A 21,822-nucleotide genomic window follows, 5' to 3' on the forward strand; every position below is an offset into this window, starting at 1 on the left:
GCCGAGTACCGACGGCAACAGGGATAGGGTAACGATGCGCAGCCACTTGTCGTATGGGGAATGCGCATCGTTGCCTGCTTTGATATACCTTTGCCTAAGTGCTGAGTTAAGATTTGATTCTATTAACTTTGGGGCATGAACAGTACATCTGTACCCCAAAGCGTGGCCTTCACAAGTGTCGATTTAAAACCCAGAGGTTTCAACGTCCACGAAATCGCCGGGACCGTGCCTCCTCCACCTGTCCATGGTCGACGGGATTTCTACAAGATCGTGCTGGTGACGGGCGACATGACCATTCACTCAGGTGGGCAAACGATTGATATGGATGGTCCCTTCCTGTTTTTCGCGAATCCCCACGTACCCCATTCGGTTGTGGACCGTTCGACAGGCGAAAAACGCTATGCCTGTGTGTTTACCGAAGCCTTCATTGCGGGCCGGGAACGCACCGAACTCCTGCACAACTCCCCCTTGTTTCGCGTTGACGCTGCACCCGTACTTCCCCTTACGGGTGAACAGACGGTATTTATGACCGGCCTTTTTCAGCAGATGCTATCGGTTCACCGAACTGATTATGAGCACAAAGATGAATTGCTCAGGAACTGCATCGAAATTCTCCTGCACGAAGCCCTCAGGCTCCAGCCCATACAACGGGCGCTAACCCAGCAGAATGCCGCGATCAGGATCACCCGGTTGTTTACCGAATTACTGGAAGGGCAATTTCCCATTGAAAGCACCGATAAACCCCTTCGGGCAAGAACGGCCCAGGACTTTGCCCAAAGTCTTTCGGTACACGTTAACTACCTCAACCGGGCGGTCAAGGAAGTGACTGGCAAACCAACGTCTGTTCACATTGCGGAACGGATTGCCGCCGAAGCCAAAGCACTATTGCAGCATACCAATTGGCCCGTGGCCGACATCGCCTACGGCCTGGGGTTTGATTACCCCACCTACTTCAACAACTTTTTCAAACGCGTCACCGGTAATATTCCCAAGGCCTTCCGAACGGCCAAGGTTTGAAAGTCATACTTTTTGGTTTGATTCTCTTTACTAATGCGCTGCGTTTAACCGGAACTTTGTCGTGTTAAAACTGGACGGGACAAGCATCCCGATTCGCTGACATGCCAGGGTATGAACTACCCCAATCATGCTAAACGGATTGGTTCCCAAACCGGACAGGTCAACACAAAACCGTTAAACACGCAACGCAATGGAAAGTACCCAATCAATTTCGCCGAGGGCCTACGCGCCGGGCGATGTGGCGATGAACGCACCCACGCCCGTCTTCTCGGTAAGTCCGGTCATGCTGGCCGCGCCGGACCGCGCTGTAGATCTACAAATGCGCGTTTCCGCGCCCGTAACCGGACGTGACCTACCCATCATCCTCCTGTCGCACGGCCACGGACGATCAAATCATCTGTCTTCCCTAAACGGGTACGGCCCGCTCGCCAATTTCTGGGCGGCTCACGGCTTCGTGGTGATCCAGCCCACCCATCTAAGTTCAAAAACGTTAAGCCTGGGCGGTCCTGATGCCCCGTTGTTCTGGCGGTCGCGCGTGGAGGACATGAAGCGCATCATCGACCAGCTTGACGGCATTGAGGCCGCTGTTCCGGAACTCAGCGGACGCTTGGACAAAAGCCGGATTGTCGCCGTTGGGCATTCGCTGGGTGGGCATACGGTCGGCATGCTCGCGGGTATGCGGCTCATTGATCCCAACGATGGAAAGGAAGTGGACCTCGCTGAACCCCGGATCAAAGCGTTTGTACTGATCGGTGCGCCCGGTAATGGGGCCGATCTTTCAACGTTCGCGTCCGAGCATTATCCGGTCCTGCGAAACAATAATTTCGCCCAGATGACACTGCCGACACTGGTGATTGTCGGCGACAAAGATGTCAACGTCAATTTCTCGGAGCGTCTGGACTGGCGTTCGGATGCGTATTATCGGAGTTCCGGCCCTAAGTCTCTGCTGACCATATTCGATGGAGAGCACATCCTGGGCGGTATCTCCGGGTACGACGCGGCTGAGACGACGGACGAAAACCCCGAGCGGGTGGCGGTGGTTCAGCAGCTTACCTGGGCCTACCTCCGCACCGCGCTTTACCCCGAAGACCCCGCCTGGCACGCAGCCTGTGACGACCTGATGGACAGCCCCCATCCGCTGGGCCGGGTAGAAACCAAATAAGCGTCGGCTCAATAAAGCCAGTCACGAAGACAGGTCTGCCATTAAATTAGTAAACATAGAAATCATGAAAACCGCATTAATCACCGGAGCCAACAAAAGCATTGGTTACGAGACCGCTCGCCAACTGCTCCAAAAAGGCTATTACGTGTACCTGGGTAGCCGCAGTGTAGCTAATGGCCAGGAAGCCGTCGAGCAACTAAAAGCCGAAGGCCTCCACGACGTAGAAGCCATCCAACTGGATGTTAGCCAGCCGGAATCAGTCAAAGCCGCCCGGGCAACGCTCGGCCAGAAAACCGACGTACTGGATGTGCTGATTAACAACGCCGGTGTAAACGGGGGGATGCCGCAATCGGCCACCGGTACAGACATTAGGATTTTTAAGCAGGTGTACGATACCAATGTATTTGGCGTCGTGCTGGTTACCCAGACCTTCTTCGATCTGTTGCAAAAGTCGAAACAGCCGCGCATCGTAAACGTCACCTCGGGCATGGGTTCGCTCACCCTGCACAACGACCCCACCTGGAAGTATTATCCCAATAAAGGCGCGGTTTACCATACCTCAAAAGCCGCCCTCAACATGTACACCATTGTGCTGGCCTACGAGCTGCGGAATACTTCGTTCAAAGTGAACGCAGTGGACCCCGGTTTTACGGACACGGATTTCAACAATCACCGGGGCACCGGTACGGTTGACGAGGCTGGTGCGCGGTTGGTCAAATACGCCATCCTTGACGCCGACGGACCGACCGGAAAATTTATCAGCGAGGAAAACAACCCGGAGACAGGCGAAATTCCCTGGTAGTCTCCATCTCCTGGTTGCCGTGATAGTCTTACCTGCGCCTTACGTCTACGGCAGGGCTATCACGGCTTTAGCTGTTAGCCATCAAAACTTGCCGGGCAAAACCACACGTGTAGAAAAACTCAAGAATGCTGTCGCTCCTTCGGAACCGACGGGCCTTATCGCTGCCTATCGGAGCGTCACTGACGATCCTTTTCTATGGGCCAGTTCCTTTCCCTTCAGAATGGTCGCCAGCCCCGAATAACCTTATTGTGGCAAAGGTCCCCCCATGCCCGGCAATAGATAGCGCTAACAAACGCCCCGCACCGACCGAGCGGTGCAGATTACTTCAGTGCCTCGAACAAAATCTCAGCCGGGTGTTTGGCCCTGCGGCTTGTCCCGTCCTTAATTTGATGGCGGCAGGATGTGCCCGGCGCGGCAATAATTACGTCGTCGGGTTGCTGCCGAACGGTTGGGAACAGGACTAATTCGCCAATCTGCATGGAGATGTCGTAGTGCTCGGCTTCGTAGCCAAACGATCCCGCCATGCCGCAGCAACCCGACGGAATCAGTTGAACGGTGTAGTTTTTGGGTAACGACAACGCTTTTTTACTTGGCACAAGTGACGATACGGCTTTTTGCTGACAGTGACCGTGCAATTTAATCAGCCGGGTTTCGTCCGTAAACTGCTCTGGTCGGATGCGCCCCGCTTCCACCTCACGGGCGAAAAATTCTTCGAAGGTGAGCGCGTTCTCCGCAATGCGTTTGGCATCGGCCACGAGCGATTCACCAACCAAATCGGGATACTCGTCGCGGAAGGTCAGAATGGCCGATGGCTCCAGTCCAACCAATGGTGTTTCGGCGGTAATGACTTCTTTCAACGCCCGGACGTTGCGCTCGGCCAGCGTTTTAGCGTATTTGAGCATCCCTTTCGACAGAGCTGCCCGCCCGCTTTCGCCATGTTCAGGAATGATAACTTCATACCCCAACCGCTCGAACAACTGAATCGCCTTCTGACCAACTTCGACATCGTTATAATTGGTGAACTCGTCACAGAAGAGATAAAGCGCCCTCACTGGAACGCCGGACCGCCCCGGCCCCTCTCCCAGGGGGTGAGGGCGCGTGGAAAACCAGTTTCTCACTGTCGTTCTCCCCATCATCGGCATCGTCCGGTCGGGGTGAAAGCCGACGATGCGGTTAGCGATGCGCCGAAGGGTAGGCGTACCTAACACGCCGTTCCAGGCCCAAGGCACGAGTGACGCCAGACCCGATAGCCGGGCGAAATTAGCAATCAGCCGCGACCGGATCGGTACGCCGTGGGCATCGTAATAGTGCTGTAAAAACTCGGCTTTTAACTTCGACACGTCCACGTTCGACGGACACTCGTTTTTGCAGCCCTTACACGACAGACACAGATCGTAAACTTCCTTTATCTCTTCATGATCGAAGCGGTTTTCCTTCGGCGAACGCGTCAGCATTTCGCGTAAAATATTGGCCCGCGCCCGCGTCGAGTCTTTCTCGTTACGGGTGGCCATGTAACTCGGACACATCGTGCCGCCCGATGCTTCGGTTTTGCGGCAGTCGCCGGAGCCGTTGCACTGCTCGGCGTGCTGGAGTACGTTCTGGTCTTTGTAGCGAAAATAGGTCTGAAATTCCGGTGTCTGCTGACCGGCTTCATAACGCAGAAACGTATCCATCGGGGGCGTTTCCACAATTTTGCCGGGATTAAAAATGCCTTGTGGGTCCCAAGTATGTTTAACCTGCCGCATCAACTCGTAATTGTGGGCACCCACCATCTGCGGAATAAACTCACCCCGGAGCCGCCCGTCGCCGTGCTCACCCGATAGCGACCCATCGTATTTTTTAACCAGCGTGGCAATCTCCTCGGCAATCATCCGGTACTGCCGGTGGCCTTCTTCGGTTTTGAGGTTGATAATCGGCCGGAGGTGCAGCTCGCCCGACCCCGCGTGGGCGTAGTGAACGGAGTGCATCTTATGTTTCGTCAGAATGTCGTTAAACTCCCGAATGTAATCGGGCAGGTCGCGCACATCAACGGCCGTGTCTTCAATTACCGCAACTGCTTTTGCGTCGCCGGGCAGATTCCCGAGCAGACCCAGCCCGGCTTTGCGAAGCGTCCAGATTTTTTTGGTGTCGTCGCCGAAAAGCAGCGGGTAATGGTAGCCCAAACCGGCTTCGCGCAGGTCGGCCTCCATCCGGGCGGCAACCTGCTCAATCTCCGCCCGGGTGTCCCGCGAGAGATCGACAACCAGGATGATAGGGAAATGATCCGAGGGTGTTTTCTGAACAAAAAAGCTGTTTTTACGCTGTTCAGGGTTCGTATCAGCCCGCTCCAGAATAATATCGTCGATCAGTTCAACGGCGTAGGGCTGGTAATTAAGCGCGACAATCGTAGCCCGTAGCGCTTCGTCGATGGAATGGCAGTGGACACAAACCAAACCGCCTTCTTTCGGTGGCAGCGGCACCAGGTTGAGTTTGATTTCGGTCATGAAACACAGCGTTCCCTCTGATCCGGCGATGAATTTAGCCAAATTGAATGGTTCACCACCCGCCGTGAACGGTTCCATGTCGAGCAGAGCATCCAGGGCATAGCCAGTGTTGCGCCGTTCAATACTTTTCTTGGGGAAGTTGCGCCGGATTTCTTCCTGATTGGCGGAATCCGTCAGAATAGCATTGGTTTGAAGCAAAATTTTATCGGCCAGGGTAGCCGTTCCGTTCCGGCGGCTGGCCTCACCAACGGCTTTGGTGAACTCCCAGCCGCTCATCGTGCTAAATTCAGCTTCGGAGCCATCGGCCAGCAGTACCTTCACCGACAGTGTATGCTCGCGGGTAGCACGATACACAACTGAGTTGGAACCACAGGAGTTATTGCCAACCATACCGCCAATCATTGCCCGGTTAGCCGTTGACGTTTCCGGCCCGAAATACAACCCGTATGGCTTCAGTGCCTGATTCAGTTCATCACGAATAACGCCCGGCTGCACCCGCACCCAGCATCCGTTAGGGTTGATTTCTAAAATCTTCGTAAAATGCTTCGACACGTCAACTACAATACCACTTCCAACCACCTGACCGGCCAGCGACGTACCGGCCGTGCGTGGGATAAGTGGGACACCGTGTTGACTGGCAAAAGCGATTAATTTCTTTAAATCATCGACCGTTTTAGGGATGGCAACGGCGGCAGGCATTTCCCGGTAAGACGAGGCATCTGTGGCATACAGGGTCCGCTGGGTAGAGTCAGTAAAAAGGTCACCAGATAGCCGGTTGGCTAACGCATGAAGGTTTTCTGCGTTCATAAAGGCGGAAGAATAACGGTTGGTAAACCACCTTACTCCGTTTTGAGAGGTATTATCTACAAATACTACAAAATTTTTGGTGTAGCCGTTCAAAAATTGTCGACAGCATATTTCTTCTTATAATTATAAAATCTATATGAATAACCATCTGCTTGATAGCGTATTGAGATTTTATCTTAGTAGAATAATATAAATATCAATCAACTATTTAACAATAATTATGATACGATTTTAACCGTGACTAACCTATTTTTAACTAATTGACATTTGTATTTTCAAGGCTACATGGTGTAATTTGCTATCTGGTTCGGGATTATATTCTATATTTTCTCTTCAGGTTACTACGATTCAGGTAGATACACTTATTTTTGCGGTGTGTGGTAGTAGTTCGCCTAGTTAGAAGACCCTCATTAAATGAAGAAGTGGGAGGGATGTAATTTCTAACCGAAACAGCGTACCTATTTTTAACTTTTTATTTTAAACCTATGATGGACAAATCCTACATAATTAACCGCTTCGGTGGTTTCGTAGGTCAGACTGGACAATTCCAGTCCCAGCCAGCCGTACACAAAGCGCTCGTTCGCTTCCTGACAGCGCTGGCAATGATACTGTTGCTGAGCAACCAGGATACATGGGCGCAGGGGCGCACCGTAACGGGTAAGGTAACGGATGCTACGGGATCTGTTTTGCCGGGGGTAAGTATTCAGGTTAAAGGAACTACCCGTGGTACCAACACGACCGGAGAAGGAACGTACTCTTTAGCTGATGTGACCAACGACGCAACGCTTGTGTTCAGTTTCATTGGTTACACCACGCAGGAAGTGGCCGTAGGTAATCGGTCGACGGTAGACATCCAATTAGCCGACGACACGAAGGCATTACAGGAAGTAGTTGTTGTTGGTTACGGTACACAGAAGCAGAAGGATATCACGGGTGGTATTGTTGCTCTTGGGCCGAAAGACTTTAACAAGGGAGTTATCGCTTCGCCGGAGCAACTGCTACAGGGCCGGGCCGCTGGGGTGCAGATTACACCATCAAGCGGTGAGCCAGGTGCGGGTATTAACATTCAGATTCGCGGCTCAACGTCGGTGCGTAGCAACAGTAATCCGTTGTACGTTATTGACGGCGTTCCGCTCGATGGTGGTGATGTGAGTGCTGGCGGTCAGGATTTTGGGGGTGGTACAACGTCGGCACGTAACCCGCTCAACTTTCTTAACCCGAATGACATCGAGAACATTTCGGTGTTAAAAGATGCTTCGTCGGCCGCTATTTATGGCTCACGGGGTGCCAATGGCGTTGTGCTGATTACGACCAAGCGCGGCCGGGCCGGTTCGCAGCAGGTGAACCTGTCGGCTTCCACGAGCGTGTCTTCGCCCCTGCGTACGTACGACCTGCTCGATGGCCCCAGTTTCGTGACGGGTGTAGTAGCTGCTGGTGGAGACCGGGCTGCCGTTGACCGGGGTGCTAACACTGACTGGCAGAAAGAGGTCTTCCGCACGAGTATTTCGCAGAACTACAATGTGAGCTTTGGCGGTGGTAATCAGGATACGCGCTACCTGTTCTCGGTTGGCTATTCAGATCAACAGGGTATTATCAAGAAAGCAGCCTTGCAACGCTTGGTAGGTCGGGTTAATGCCAGTCATGAGTTGTTCAACGATAAAGTTGTGCTAGACCTTTCGCTGACAACCTCGGGCATCAAAGACACCTACGTGCTGAACACGGACAACGCCGGTGCGCAGGGCAATCTAATTGGGGCCATGATTCAGGCGAACCCCAGCAACCCCGTTCGGAATCCCGATGGATCGTTCTTCTACGCTCCTGCGGTTACGGACAGTGCTGGCAACGTTACGTACCCCCGCAACAGTGGTGATTATCGAAATCCAGCTGCTATTTTGGATCAGATTGACGACACGGGCAATACAAACCGGACGCTGGCCAGCGTGTCGGCCACGTGGCGCATCATTGATGGCTTGTCTGCAAAGATCAACTTCGGTCTGGACGCGTCAAATGCCGTTCGCCGGACGGCCATTGATCCAAACCTGGGTGGTTTCAATGATACGTTTAACCGGGGCCGGGCTTACATTCAGAATCGTCACCGGGGCTCTCAGTTGATCGAATACACGTTGAACTACGGTAAGACGATTGGAGCAGGTGTCTTGGACGCTGTAGTCGGATTCTCCTACCAGAAGTTTGAAAACCGGGGCGATTTTGTTCGGGCTGAATTCTTCACCACCAGCCTAATTCCGCTCGTTGACAACATCGATGGCGTTAACAACAGTGACAACAAAGCGTTTTTGGGTGGTTCAGACCGCAGCCAAAATGAGCTACAGTCGTACTTCGGCCGGGTCAACTACAACATTGGCGAAAAGTACATTCTGACAGGTACGTTGCGGGTCGATGGTTCGTCCCGGTTTGGTGCAAATAACAAGTATGGCTATTTTCCGTCGGTAGGTGCCGCCTGGCGTTTGTCGAACGAGAATTTTATTCCAAAGAATGTATTTGATGATCTGAAACTGCGGCTCAACTTTGGCATCACGGGTAGTCAGGATTTCAACGGAGGTGCATCGAGGGTGCTCTTCACCGCTAACACCGATGGTTCGCTGACGCAGAATAACAACCCAAACCCGGACTTGAAATGGGAGCAGACGACACAATACGGCGCTGGTCTTGACTTCACAATCCTGAAGGGTCGTTTATCGGGTACTGTTGACTACTTCAACAAATCGACCACTGATCTGCTGTTCCGCATTCGGTACGCGCAACCTGCCGCCGTTCAGTTCCGGTTCATCAACCTGCCGGGTAACGTGATAAACAGTGGTGTTGAGTTGGGATTAGTGTTCCAGGCCGTGCAGAAAGAAAAATTCGGCTGGGAGGTTCTGGCCAATGCTACGTATCTGACGAACACTATCAGGAACTTCGGTAGTACGAACATCAACACCGGCACCGTTAGTGGTCAGGGACTGTCAGGAGCATACGCGCAGACCTTTCGCGATGGGTACTCGATTTTCTCGTTCAACCTGCCTACGTTCACGGGCTTCGGTACTACATCAGACGGTATCGAAAACGTAGCTCAGTACGCGAACAACGGTGTTGCGTCAATCGTGGGTAATCCAATTCCGAAGTATAACCTCGGTTTGACCAACAACTTCACGTTTGGCAAACTATCAGCCAGCATTTTCTTCAATGGTCAATTCGGGGCATACATCTACAACAATACGGCCAACGCGCTGTTCCTGAAAGGTATCCTCAGAAACGGCCGGAACGTAACGAAAGACGTAGCTGCCAGCTCAGAAAATGCGCTGAACGTTGGTTCGCCTTCGACGCGTTTCTTAGAGAAAATTGACTTTGTACGTCTGTCGAATGCAAACATCGGCTACACGTTCGATTTGCCGCAGGGCGGTTTTGCCAAAAGCCTGCGCGTCTCGTTGACGGGTCAAAATCTGTTGCTCTTCACGGGCTACACGGGTCTGGACCCAGAAGTGAATACGAACAAAACGCTCGATGAGGTTCCTTCGCGTGGCCTTGACTACACGGCGTTTCCAACGCCCCGAACCTTCACGCTGGGTTTAAACGTTGGTTTCTAAAGTTTCTTGAAATTCTTCAAACTGAATGGTGCTACAGATCGTATACTATTCAGTTTGAGGAAAGTCACCAAATGATGTAACAGTTTGACAACTTACTTAACACGTTTAAAAATGACAACTATAAAGTTTAGGTCACTTGGTTTGCCACTTGCTGTAATATTGCTGGCAACCGCAAGTTGCACCGATCTTGAAGACAAGGTGCTCGATGGTATTTCGTCGGAATCCGGTGCGGCATCTGATGTGGCGATTGACCCGACGGCTGCTCTGCGCGGTGTTTATACATCGCTGAACGTCTTAGCGGATCAAGGGGGCGTTTACGCGATGGAAGAGCACTCATCAGACGAGATGATGGGACCAACGCGCGGTACTGACTGGGACGACTTTGGTACATGGCGGAAATTACACCAGCACACTTGGGACCCTTCGCACGATCAAGTATCTAACGCCTGGGATCAGATGAACTCAGCCGTTTTCCGGGCGAATCAGGTGGCATCAGCAGCCAATGCTACGCCCCAGATCAAGGCGGAAGCTCAGTTTCTGCGGGCGTTCTTCATGCACTATGTGGTTGATTTGTATGGTCAAGTGCCATTCCGGGAGACTACAGACGGTTTAGAGGCCAATCCAAGAGTACTCACCCGTACGGAAGCGACCGACTTCATCATCAAAGATCTGGAAGCGGCCGAAGCTGTTCTACCCTACGGCGCTGCTACGGTTGCTACGAAAGGAGCCGCTCAGTTCTTGCTGGCGAAAATGTACCTGAACAAGGCAGTTTACACGAATGACCCTACCAAACCAGCCGGACCATTTACGTTTGCTAAGGCCGATATGGACAAGGCGATTCAGTACATTAACGCTATTCAGGCTGCGGGGCGTTATAGCTTGCAGGCGAAGGGTACCTATTTTGATAACTTCCACTGGGAGAACCGGACACGCTCGAAAGAGTTGATCTTCACCATCAATAAGCCACAGGGTAATGACGTTGGGAGCGTTCGCAACCGGTATTACATGACCCTGCACTACAGTCAGCCACCGAGTGGCTGGAATGGCTTCACTACTCTGGCTGATTTTTATAACAGCTTCGACAAAGCTGATGAGCGGTTGGGTGGTGCGATTCCAGGCTTGACCGACAAAATTGGTGTAAGAGCTGGATTTCTGGTTGGTCAGCAGACCGATGCAACTGGTGCAGCGCTGAAAGAGCGTGGTGGTGCTCCGCTTGTTTTCACGCCGGAGATCAACATTAACTACGCGACTGAAGCGAAGGGTATTCGCGTGATCAAGTACTTGCCACAGCCGGGTAACTTTGATAATATCGGTACGGACTACGTTTTCTTCCGGTATGCCGATGCATTGCTGATGAAAGCTGAGGCCATCCTGCGTGGTGGTACAGACCCAATGGGTGCTACGGCTGCTACAATTGTGAATAATCTGCGGGCTGCTCGCGGTGTGGCTGCTAAAACGCCAATCGATGATAAGGCTATTTTGGCGGAGCGTGGTTTTGAACTGTATTGGGAAGGACACCGTCGGACGGATCAGATTCGTTTTGGTACGTTCAACGCACCAGTTGATCAGCGGGCACAGGCATCGCCCGAAACACGGGCCGTGTACCCAATTCCCCAACGGGCTATCGACTCCAATCCGAACCTGAAGCAAAACCCCGGTTACTAAGCTGGTTCCGTCGAGTTGTAATTGCAAACGGCAGCCCCAACGGGCTGCCGTTTGTATTTCTGTTCCCCAACGCTAAAGCGGTGAGCTAATACTGTTTATCCGATACCGGTATTAGCTCACCGCTTTAGCGTTGGGGAACAGAAAGCGTCGGCACTTATACACGTTTTTATTCGTTTCTAATGGTAATGAAAACGTGGTTTATTTCGCTCTCTCTGCTTGTAATCAGCACTGCCTGCCAGAAGAAAACTCCTCTCTTTGAGCGTACAAATCCGCAGGCGACTGGCGTTACGTTTATTAATCAGCTTCAGGAAACCGAACAGGAGAATGTACTGGCATTCGAGTATTTCTACAACGGTGGGGGTGTAGCGGCTGGTGATCTGAATAATGACGGTCTTGTCGACCTGTTTTTTACTGGCAACCAGTCGACTAATAAACTATATATCAATAAGGGGAACGTAACCAGTTCGTCGCTACGATTTAGCGACGTTTCGGCGAAAGCGGGTATTAGCGGCCGTACGGGTGCCTGGAAAACGGGTGTTACGCTGGCCGACGTTAATGCTGATGGCTGGCTTGACGTGTACGTATGCTACTCGGGCTTACGCCCCGACTCGTTGCGCCGGAATCAGCTCTTTATCAACAACAAAGACTTAACATTTACTGACCGGGCAACGGAATTTGGGCTTGCTGACGTGGGCTACTCCGTGCAGGCAACCTTCTTCGATTATGACCGCGACGGAGATCTGGACTGCTTCCTTATCAATCACAACCTCAAAAATTACCAGCGTAAAGAAGCGGCCGTGATGCGGGCTGAGCGTGACCCAAACGCGGGCGACAAACTGTTTCAAAACGAAGGCCGATACTTCACTGATGTGTCGGAGCAGGCCGGTATCAAAGGGAACGCGCTGGGTTTCGGTTTGAGCTGCGCCATTTCGGACATAAACCGCGACGGCTGGCCCGACATTTACGTCACCAACGATTACGTGGAGGACGATTACTGCTACATCAATCAGCGGAACGGCGTATTCCGGGACGAGCTACGCGAGCGCGTCGAGCATACGTCCTACTCGGCAATGGGCGCGGACGTAGCCGATCTGAACAACGATGCCCGGCCTGATATCATGACGCTCGACATGCTGCCGGAAAGCAACGCCCGGCAGAAAACCCTGCCTTGGCCCGACAACTGGAACGTGTATCAGGCGCAACTCCAAAACGGATTCTGGCACCAGAACATGCGCAACATGCTTCAGATTCAGCAGCCAAATGGCCAGTTCGCCGAAGTGGGGCAATTGGCGGGTGTGTCGGGTACGGATTGGAGTTGGGGCGTTCTGTTGGCCGATTTTGACCTGGATGGTTATAAGGATATGTTCGTCAGTAACGGCATTCTGCGCGATTTCACCAACGCCGATTTTATCAGGTTTTCCGATGATGCCGGACAAACGGGCGTGCCGGTGCTGGAACAAATTCGGCAAATGCCCTCGACGCCAACCAAAAACTACGCCTTTCGCAACAACAAAGACCTAACGTTCACCAATGAGCAGGACGCGTGGGGTTTCGACGAGCCAACTGTTTCCAACGGATGTGCTTACGCTGACCTGGACAATGATGGTGATCTGGATATTATCACAAACAACCTGAACGAGACCGCCCGTGTTTACCGAAACACCAGCCGCGAAACAACGGATGCATCGTACCTGAGTGTTCGGTTGAAAGGGTCAGCTACTAATCCATTTGGCATTGGAGCAACGGTGACGGTAGAAACAAACGGGCAGCGACAGACGCAGGAATTTTACCCCACACGGGGATTTGAATCGTGCAGCCACAGTAATTTAATTTTCGGACTGGGCAGTGAGTCACCGGCCGTACGTGTCCTGATCGACTGGCCCGATGGCCGTACGCAGACCCTCAATCGGGTTGCGCCTAATCAGATGCTGGTGCTCGACTACCGTCAGTCCGTTCCCGGCGCTTCGGCAAAACTGAGTACAGAAAACGCTATGTTTCAACCGGTTGCCGGTGTCGACTTCGTGCATCGGATTGATTCAACGAATAGTTTTGATCGGCAGGTGTTGTTACCGATGCAATACGCAGCCATTGGGCCGCGCATGGCCGTGGGCGACGTTAACGGCGACGGGCAGGAGGATGTGTTTATCTGCGGCAGTGCTCAGCAAACCGGTAGGCTTTTTCTCGGGCAAACGAGTGGTCTGTTCAGTCCGCAGACGTTGCCTGGCTTTGTTGGTGCGGCTAATACGGATGCAGTACTGGCCGATTTCGACGGCGATAAACGGCCCGATTTGTACGTGGTCAATGGCGGTTACGCGGTGAATGACGCGGCCAAACGACAGGATCAGCTTTGGCTGAGTGCCGAGAAGGGGTTTTCCACTAAATCCCTGCCGCTGGAGTCGGAAAACGGCAGTTGTGTGAAAACGCTCGATGTCGACCGCGACGGGGATCTGGATCTCTTCGTTGGTGGATTTGTGAAGCCGTACCGGTTTCCGGCTGCCGACGAAAGTTTTCTGTTGGTTAACGACGGGCGGGCCAATTTTACTAAACAGTCGCTGGGCCGGTTGGGATTAGTGTCGGATGCGTCCGTGCTTGACGTGGATAAAGACGGTTGGTCAGACGTGGTAATTGTGGGTGAGTGGATGCCCGTGACGGTGCTGCTCAACCAGAAAGGGCGGCTCTTAGTCGATCACCAAACGGCGTACCAAAACCTGTCGGGCTGGTGGAACCGCATTGAAAAAGCCGATTTAGACGGTGACGGTGACACGGATCTGGTGCTGGGAAACATGGGGCAGAACACGCCCGTTAAAGCCAGTGAGGAACAGCCCGCTACGCTTACCTACGACGATTTCGATCAGAACGGTACGCTCGACTTTTTTATGAGTTACGCCGTTCAGGGGAAAATGTACCCCGCCTATTCACGCGACGAAATCTGCGAGCAGTTGCCGTCGTTACGGAAGCGGTTTACGACCTACAAAGCCTACGCCGATGCGTCGCTCGAAGCTTGTTTCGATGAGCAGCAACTACGCCAGGCCAAAACCAGACACATTACCGAACTGCGAACGCTCGTTTTAGAAAACAAGGCCGGTACGTTTGTGCCCCATGCTTTGCCGCTGTCGGCTCAGTACGCGCCCGTCTACGCGATTCTGACAGACGATATTGACCGCAACGGCACAATTGACCTGCTGCTAATGGGTAATAACTCCCGGATGCGGCTGCGCATTGGCAAAGTTGATGCTAACCACGGCGTCGTGCTGAGCAATCGGGGCAACTGGCAGTTCGATGAGATACCGTCGTCCAGGACAGGCCTGTTTATCCGGGGCGATGTGTGCGATGTTAAGAAAGTGGGTCAACAACTACTTGTCGGGGTAAACGGCCAGAAGGTGCTGACGCTTAGAAAGACGAAATAATTCAGATGAATACCGTAGCGGACTGTGATTGAGCAATTAAAAGAAATGGTAAAGAAATGGAGCCTGTTGATCATCAGCTTGTGGAGCACGTGGTCATGCAACAGCGATGCCGATAAATTATTCGAGACGCTGCCCGCGACCGAGACGGGTATCGACTTTGTAAACCGGAGTCTCGACAAGAAAAACTTCAATATTTTCAACTACCGCAACTTCTATAACGGCGGGGGTGTGGCCATCGGCGACGTGAACAACGACGGTCTGCCCGATCTGTTTCTGACCTCTAATTTTGAGGCCAACAAGCTGTATTTAAATCGGGGCAATATGAAATTTGAGGATATAACGGCGAAAGCGGGCATCCTCGGCAAAAAATTCTGGTCGACGGGCGTGACAATGGCCGATGTTAACGGCGACGGCCTGCTCGACATTTACGTCTGTAACTCCGGGAGCCGCGACGAACGGGGCAATCAATTGTACATCAATCAGGGTGTTAAAGCTGGTTTGCCGATTTTTACGGAGAAGGCGACTGAATACGGGCTGGTTGATGGCGGTTTTTCGACTCACGCGGCTTTCTTCGACTACGACCGCGACGGTGATCTGGATGTGTACTTGCTCAACAATAGCTTCACGCCAATGGACCGGCTGGGCTACGCCAATCTGCGCGAAACCCGCGATAAACTGGGGGGCGATAAGCTGTTCAGAAACGAGGGACCTGGGAAACCTTTCGCCGATGTCAGCGCCAAAGCGGGTGTTTACGGTAGCTTGATTGGCTTTGGCCTGGGCATTACCATCGGCGACGTGAACAACGACAATTGGCCGGACATTTACATCTCCAACGATTTCTACGAGCGCGACTACCTGTACATTAATCAAAAGAACGGCACATTTAAAGAAGATATCGAGAACCAGATGGGCCACGTCAGTCTGGCGTCGATGGGAGCCGATATTGCCGATGTGAACAACGATGGCAACCTCGATATTTTCGTGACCGACATGCTTCCCGACGACGACTACCGGCTCAAAACCACGACATCGTTCGAGAGCTACGAGACCAATCAGTTGAGGGAGTCGCGGGATTTCTTTTATCAGGACTCACGGAATATGCTGCACCTGAACAACGGCAACGGCACGTTCTCGGAGATTGGCCGCATGGCGGGCACCAGCGCTACCGACTGGAGTTGGGGGGCGCTGCTATTCGACATGGACATGGACGGCCGGAAAGACGTGTTCGTAGCCAACGGTATTCTGAAGGATCTGACCGATCAGGATTACGTGGCGTTTCTGGCCGATAATCCCGATCTACAGTCGATGATTGAGGGCACCAAGAAGTTCGATTATAAGGAGTATGTTAATAAAATGGGGTCCAGCCCGCTCCCCAATTACGCGTTTCGGAACACGGGCAATGGAATGCAGTATGAAAACAAAGCAACCGAGTGGGGATTGGGTGAACCTAATTTCTCGAATGGCTCGGCTTACGGCGATCTGGACAACGATGGGGACCTGGATTTAGTGGTTAACAACAACAATGCGCCGGTTTCAGTCTTTAAGAACACCTCGGTTGAGAGGTATAAAACCAATTTTCTGCGGGTACGTTTGAGCGGCTCGGGTCGAAACATAAATGCCATCGGGGCCAAGGTGTACGTGCATCAGAAAGGAGCCAACGGCCAGCCACAAACCCAGTACCTACAGCAGATGCCTAACCGGGGCTTCGAGTCGTCGGTCGATCTGACGATGGTGTTTGGGTTAGGCAATGACCCCGCCATCGACTCGCTGACGGTAATCTGGCCCACCGACAAAAAGCAGGTCATCCGAGCACCGAAAGCCAACACGACGCTGACGCTGTTGGAGAAAAACGCGAACCAGAGGGCGACGTTCGCGCCCATTGTTACGCCCGCCACCCGATTGTTTACCGATGTGACGGGGCCGGTTAAATTGGATTACGTGCATAAAGAAAATGACTTCGTCGACTACAACCGCGATGGCCTGATGAAACAGATGGTCTCGCGCGAAGGTCCGGCGCTGGCGGTGGGCGATGTGAACAGCGACGGCTTGGACGACGTATTTCTGGGCGGGGCTGCCAATATGCCCCGGTCGCTGTACATGCAGGAGACCAATGGAACGTTTGCCGCTCAGAAACAGCCGTTTCTGCTCGACGCGCTGTACTCGGAAGATGTGGCAGCCACATTCTTCGATGCCGACGGCGACAAAGACCTCGACCTGTATGTGGCAACGGGGGGCAACGAATTCAACGACCCTTCGTACCTCGCTGACCGTCTTTACCGCAATGACGGTCGGGGTAACTTTGTCTGGGATAAGGCCTTACCCCGCAGTGGCGAAAACAATTCCTGTGTAGTGGCCGCTGACTTTGACCGCGATGGCGATCAGGATTTGTTCGTTGGCGGACGCATGGTATCGGGCCGCTACGGCGAAAACCCAGACCAGTTACTGTTGGTCAACGACAAAGGAACGTTCCGCAAAGCCACTGCCGAACTGATGCCGTTCTCGAAAGAAATTGGGATGGTGAAAGACGCCGTTTGGGCCGATGTGGACAAAGACAATTATCCCGACTTAGTGCTGGTGGGCGACTGGATGCCGATCACGATTCTGAAGAATAAAGCGGGCAAAGGTTTCGAGCGGATGGAAAGCGAAACGCTTGACAAAACGGGTGGCTGGTGGAACTCGGTTCGGGCGGCCGACCTCGACAACGACGGCGATACGGACTTTGTCGTTGGTAATCTCGGCCTGAACAGCCGGATGGTAGCGTCGGTAAACGAACCGGCGCACCTGTATGGCAACGACTTCGACCGGAATGGGTCCTATGAACAAATCATCACCTGTTTTCGGCCCGTGGGCACGGATGGCGAACGGCGCGAGTGCGTGATGGCGCTGAAACCCGATTTGCAGAAGCGCATCCCGTCCATCAGGACTAAATACATCAAACACACCGACTACGCAACCGCCAGTTTCGAGGATATCTTCTCGGCGCAGCAGCGCGAAGGCATGACTGTCAGGACCGTACAGACCGCTGAAACGTCGATTCTTGTCAACGAGGGCAACGGTACATTTTCGGTAAAAGCCTTACCGCTTCAGGCGCAAACCTCGCCGATTCACGGTATTCTGACGGGTGATTACAACGGCGATGGCAAAACGGACATTTTGCTGACGGGTAACTTCTTCGACGTACTGACGGAGGTTGGCCGTTACGACGCTAACTACGGCTTACTGCTGCTGGGCGATGACAAACTGAATTTTACAGCGACGAAACCGGAGCAAACGGGCTTTTTCGTGCGTGGTCAGGTGCGCCGGATGCAGCCGGTACGGGGAGCCAATGGTGGTCAGTTCATTGTGCTGGCCAAAAACAACGACCGGGCGCAGGTCTTCTCAGTCGGCAACCGAACGAAGCCATGATGAAATGGCTCGCGTTTCTGGTGATTAGCGCTGGGCTGTTCACCGGCTGTTCGGGTGATTCGGTCCCGGCGGAGAAGCCGCTGTTCCAGCGGTTGGATTCGGCGCAGACGGGCGTGGGCTTTCGCAATCGGCTAAAAAATACCGATAGTCTGTCCATTCTATCATACCTCTATTTTTATAACGGTGGGGGCGTAGCGGCCGGGGATCTCAACAACGACGGCCTGACTGATCTGTATTTCGTCTCGAATCAGGGACCCAATAAACTGTACATTAACCGGGGCAACTTCACCTTTACCGATGCAACCGCAAAAGCGGGCGTTGCAGGCCGTGCCGACTGGCAAACGGGGGTGACAATGGCCGATGTTAACGGCGACGGGCTGCTGGATATCTACGTCTGTGCGGTGGGCAAGTTCAAGGGCTTGCGGGGCCGGAACGAACTATACGTTAACAATGGCCCCGGCCCGGACAAGGTACCGACGTTTACCGAGCGGGCGGCCGAGTACGGGCTGGCATTTTCGGGATTCTCAACCCAGGCCGCGTTCTTCGACTATGACCACGACGGCGATCTGGACTGTTTCCTGCTCAACCACGCTGTGCATACGTCCCGCAGTTTCGATAAGGTATCGACCCGTACCAACCGCAACCGGGAGTCGGGCGATTACCTGTTTCGCAATGATAAGGGCCGTTACGTCGACGTTTCTGAAGGGGCCGGTATCTACGGGGCTGCGATGGGCTACGGCTTGGGGCTGTCGGTTGCTGACCTGAACAACGATGGCTGGGAGGACCTCTACGTGTCGAACGATTTCCACGAGGACGATTATTACTACGTCAATAACCACAAAGGTGGTTTTACGGAAAGCATCCGGCAGGCGTTCGGTCATACGAGTCGCTTTTCGATGGGCAACGACGTAGCCGATGTGAACAACGACGGTTATCCCGACGTGATGACGCTCGATATGTACCCGGCCGACGAAGCTGTCGAAAAGTCGTCGCAGGGCGAAGATCCGCTCGATATTTACCGCTATAAGCTCACGTATGGCTACATGGATCAGTACAGCCGTAACTGTTTGCAGATCAGCCAGTCGGGAAAGAAATTCATGGATGTTGGTTTGCTGGCGGGCGTAGCGGCCACCGACTGGAGCTGGTCGCCATTGCTGGCCGACTACGATAACGACGGAATCAAAGACCTGTTTATTGCGAACGGAATTGTGCGCCGGCCCAATAACCTCGATTACGTCAAATACATTTCCGATCAGAATCTGGAGAACAATCCGGGCGACCGCGATGCCGAAGCCATTGCACAGATGCCCGACGGAAAGGTGCACAATTACCTGTATCGGGGAACGCCAACCCTCCAATTTGAGGACAAATCGCAGGCGTGGGGCTTCGAGATGCCGACTTACGCCTGCGGGGCCGCTTACGCCGATTTGGATAATGATGGTGATTTAGACCTCGTCACCAACAACATCGACGGCCCGGCCGGACTATACCGCAACGACGCCAACACCTTGTTTCCAGCTAACCGGCACCTGACCATCCGGTTGCGGGGCAACACCCCGAATACGTTTGGCGTGGGGGCAAAGGTGATTCTTAAATATGGCGGGCTAAAAGGTCAGAATTCGCTTCAGATGCAGCAACTAATGCCAACGCGGGGCTTCGAGTCGGCGGTGGCCCCAGAGCTGCTGTTTGGCTTGGGTAAACGAACGACGGTCGATTCGTTGATTGTCATCTGGCCAAATCAGCGAATGGAAATCAGGACGAACGTCAAGACCAATCAACTCCTGACGCTCCGGCAGACCGACGCCCGGCTCGATGGCACGGGGTATCGGCACGTCGCTCCGGTCAGTCGACCGATGTTTGCGCCGGTCGTTGACACAACCGTTTTTCCGTACGTTCATCGGGAAAATACCGGGTATTATGATTTCGTCCGGGAGTCGCTGATGCCGTTCAAAGTGTCTACCGAAGGGCCTCGGCTGGCGGTGGGTGACGTGAACGGCGACGGTCTGGATGATGTGTACGCGGGTGGAGCGCGGGATCAGGCAGGTAGTTTGCTCATTCAGCAAGTCAATGGCCGGTTTATCAGCACGACTCAACCATCGTTTGCCCATGACTCGGTTTGCGAAGACGTTGACGCCGTGTTCTTCGATGCGGACGGCGACAAGGACCTCGATCTGTACGTTGTTTCGGGCGGGAACGAGTTCTACGGCAAGATGCCAGAGCAGTTCGACCGGCTGTACCTGAACGATGGCCGGGGCGGTTTCAGCCGGTCGGTCAATGCGTTGCCGCCGATGTACGATATCAAGAGCTGCGCCCGGCCCTGCGACGTTGACGGCGATGGTGACCAGGATTTATTCGTAGGTGGGCGAGTCGTGGGCTTTAACTATGGCAAATCGCCCAATTCGTACCTGCTTATTAACGACGGAAAGGGAAGGTTTACGGATCAGACGGACAGGCAGGCAACTACTTTGCGCAAAGCGGGTCTAATTACGGACGCCTTTTGGGCTGATTACGATGGCGACAAAGATCCTGACTTAATACTGGTAGGTGACTGGATGCCCATACGCATTTTCAAAAACGACAAAGGCAGCTTTGAGGAAACAGAGTCGATTACGGCTGATGAGACCCCATTAAACGGATTTTACCAGCGCATCGTCGCGGCTGATTTTGACCGTGATGGCGATGTTGACTTCATGGCTGGAAATCTGGGTACGAATACGAAACTCCGGAAAGTGCTGGGTTCACAACCGCACGAGGGACCGCTGCGGATGTGGGTTAAGGATATTGACAAGAATCAGCGCAGCGAGCAAATCATCGGGTATAACCGGAGTGCTCCGGGCGAAGAGGATAAATGGTTTCCGGTGGCGACAAAGGATGAATTGGGAAAACAAATGCCGGGCATTATCAATAAGCGATTCACCAACTATTCGTCGTTTGCCGGTAGACCCATCACTGATTTGTTCAACAGCAGTGATCTGGACGGGGCAGAGGAATTTACGGTCAATCAGTTCGCGTCGGTTTATTTAGAAAATCAGAGTGAACGGGGGGGCGATCCAACGTTCGTTGTGCATACACTGCCCATGCTGGCGCAGGTTTCCAAATTGTTTGCCCTATGCCCGTACGACGTTGACCACGACGGTGATCTGGACGTGCTGGCCGGGGGCAACTTCTACGGAGCCAGTATGTACCAGGGGCGCTACGATGCCAGCTATGGATTGGTGCTGCGCAATAACGGGCGCGGAACGTTCAAGGCCGAGTCAGGCGTCGACTGTGGTTTTTTGCTCAACGGTGAAATTCGGGATATTTGCCCAGTACAAACCACTCAGGGTCCGTTGCTTGTTGTCGCCCGAAACGGGGCTGGTGCGCAACTTCTGAGGCCAGTGAACTGATTATAAGCAGGACATACCTTCGTTTTGTCCGATATTTTCTGTTAATTTTGTAAACATGACCGACCAGATTATGGTCAGATTTCCGTTCTAACTCGTCTTAATTC

The 21,822-nt window shown here is 53.2% G+C and carries 9 protein-coding genes; 8 read left to right on the plus strand and 1 reads right to left on the minus strand.

The window, feature by feature from the left end; all coding sequences use genetic code 11:
* Positions 1–135: 135 nt before the first annotated feature.
* The 3 genes from ACYVHB_RS05320 (at position 136) to ACYVHB_RS05330 (ending at position 2,981) form a co-directional block, all read left to right on the plus strand.
* Positions 136–1,017: a helix-turn-helix domain-containing protein gene (locus ACYVHB_RS05320; protein ID WP_461050330.1), complete on the plus strand. Its 882-nt coding sequence runs from the start codon at positions 136–138 to the stop codon at positions 1,015–1,017.
* Positions 1,018–1,207: 190 nt separating this feature from the next.
* Positions 1,208–2,179 carry an alpha/beta hydrolase family protein gene (locus tag ACYVHB_RS05325; RefSeq protein WP_461050331.1) on the plus strand — a complete coding sequence of 324 codons (972 nt, stop codon included), beginning with the start codon at positions 1,208–1,210 and terminating at the stop codon, positions 2,177–2,179.
* A gap of 64 nt (positions 2,180–2,243) precedes the next feature.
* Positions 2,244–2,981 (plus strand): SDR family oxidoreductase, encoded by a 738-nt coding sequence (locus ACYVHB_RS05330; RefSeq protein ID WP_461050333.1) that lies wholly within the window; start codon positions 2,244–2,246, stop codon positions 2,979–2,981.
* A 320-nt stretch (positions 2,982–3,301) separates the two neighbouring features.
* On the opposite strand, the gene ACYVHB_RS05335 is transcribed toward ACYVHB_RS05330, so the two are convergent.
* Positions 3,302–6,271 (minus strand): FAD-binding and (Fe-S)-binding domain-containing protein, encoded by a 2,970-nt coding sequence (locus ACYVHB_RS05335; protein WP_461050335.1) that lies wholly within the window; start codon positions 6,269–6,271, stop codon positions 3,302–3,304.
* 485 nt (positions 6,272–6,756) lie between these two features.
* Here ACYVHB_RS05335 and ACYVHB_RS05340 point away from each other — a divergent pair, with 485 nt between their 5' ends.
* The 5 genes from ACYVHB_RS05340 to ACYVHB_RS05360 all read left to right on the plus strand — a co-directional run bounded on the left by ACYVHB_RS05340 (position 6,757) and on the right by ACYVHB_RS05360 (position 21,718).
* Complete coding sequence (locus ACYVHB_RS05340; RefSeq protein WP_461050337.1) at positions 6,757–9,855, plus strand: SusC/RagA family TonB-linked outer membrane protein; 3,099 nt, start codon at positions 6,757–6,759, stop codon at positions 9,853–9,855.
* A 111-nt stretch (positions 9,856–9,966) separates the two neighbouring features.
* Positions 9,967–11,520, plus strand: coding sequence for a RagB/SusD family nutrient uptake outer membrane protein (locus tag ACYVHB_RS05345; protein WP_461050339.1), 1,554 nt, complete (start codon positions 9,967–9,969; stop codon positions 11,518–11,520).
* A 185-nt stretch (positions 11,521–11,705) separates the two neighbouring features.
* A complete protein-coding gene (locus ACYVHB_RS05350; protein WP_461050341.1) occupies positions 11,706–14,927 on the plus strand; it encodes a VCBS repeat-containing protein in 3,222 nt (1,073 codons plus the stop codon).
* 45 nt (positions 14,928–14,972) lie between these two features.
* Positions 14,973–18,332, plus strand: coding sequence for a VCBS repeat-containing protein (locus ACYVHB_RS05355; protein ID WP_461051017.1), 3,360 nt, complete (start codon positions 14,973–14,975; stop codon positions 18,330–18,332).
* Complete coding sequence (locus ACYVHB_RS05360) at positions 18,332–21,718, plus strand: VCBS repeat-containing protein (RefSeq protein WP_461051019.1); 3,387 nt, start codon at positions 18,332–18,334, stop codon at positions 21,716–21,718. Before ACYVHB_RS05355 ends, ACYVHB_RS05360 begins: the two co-directional genes overlap by 1 nt.
* The last annotated feature ends 104 nt before the right edge of the window (positions 21,719–21,822 follow it).

The organism is Spirosoma arcticum, assembly GCF_054779955.1.